The organism is Sphingomonas sp. CCH9-F2 (assembly GCF_001556735.1).
Classification (GTDB): domain Bacteria; phylum Pseudomonadota; class Alphaproteobacteria; order Sphingomonadales; family Sphingomonadaceae; genus Sphingomonas; species Sphingomonas ginsenosidimutans.
On record NZ_LSJO01000455.1, the window covers coordinates 1 to 723 of the forward strand.

The following is a 723-nucleotide window of genomic DNA, read 5'->3' on the forward strand; positions in this document are numbered from 1 at the left end:
GCATCGTAATCGCGAACCTTCCGCATCGGCTTTACCTTTCCGCGCACTATCTGGCAGCACCTTAGCGCACCCAGTATGCGGGTAAAGCGAGATCGACCAAGAAGCACCAGCAAGTCAGTCACGAGAAGCGCAGCGGATTGTGAGTGCGCGCTTATACGTCGTTGCCGACGTGCGCTCAGAAGTGCAATAAGCGGGGCGTCATGGCGATCTACCACTTCTCCGCCAAGGTTGTCAGCCGCGCGAACGGATCGAGCGCCGTCGCGAGCGCCGCCTATCGTTCCGCGTCCGAGTTACATGACGATCGGCTAAACCGCGATCACGATTTCAGCAACAAGGCGGGCGTGACCCACTCCGAGATCATGTTGCCGGAAGGCGCGCCGGAGCGTTTAAACGACCGCGCGACCTTGTGGAACGAGGTGGAGGCGGGGGAGAAGCGCAAGGACGCGCAGCTTGCCCGCGAGGTGGAGTTTTCCATTCCCCGTGAGATGAACGAGAAGCAGGGCGTCGCGCTGGCGCGGGATTTTGTGAAGACGCAGTTTGTTGATCGCGGGATGGTCGCGGACCTCAATGTGCATTGGGACAAGGCGAAGGACGGCACCCCGAAGCCGCACGCGCATGTCATGCTGGCGATGCGCGACGTGGGCCCGGAGGGGTTCGGCCAGAAGAATCGCGACTGGAACTCGACCGAGCTGTTGAAGGACTGGCGCGAGGCGTGGAGCGCGC

General features: G+C 62.0%; 1 protein-coding gene. It reads left to right on the plus strand.

The genetic code is table 11. The annotated features are described in order from the left end of the window. Positions 1-200: 200 nt before the first annotated feature. Positions 201-723 (plus strand): MobQ family relaxase (mobQ, locus tag AX685_RS12600; protein WP_197418607.1); only part of this gene is annotated, 523 nt, incomplete at its 3' end.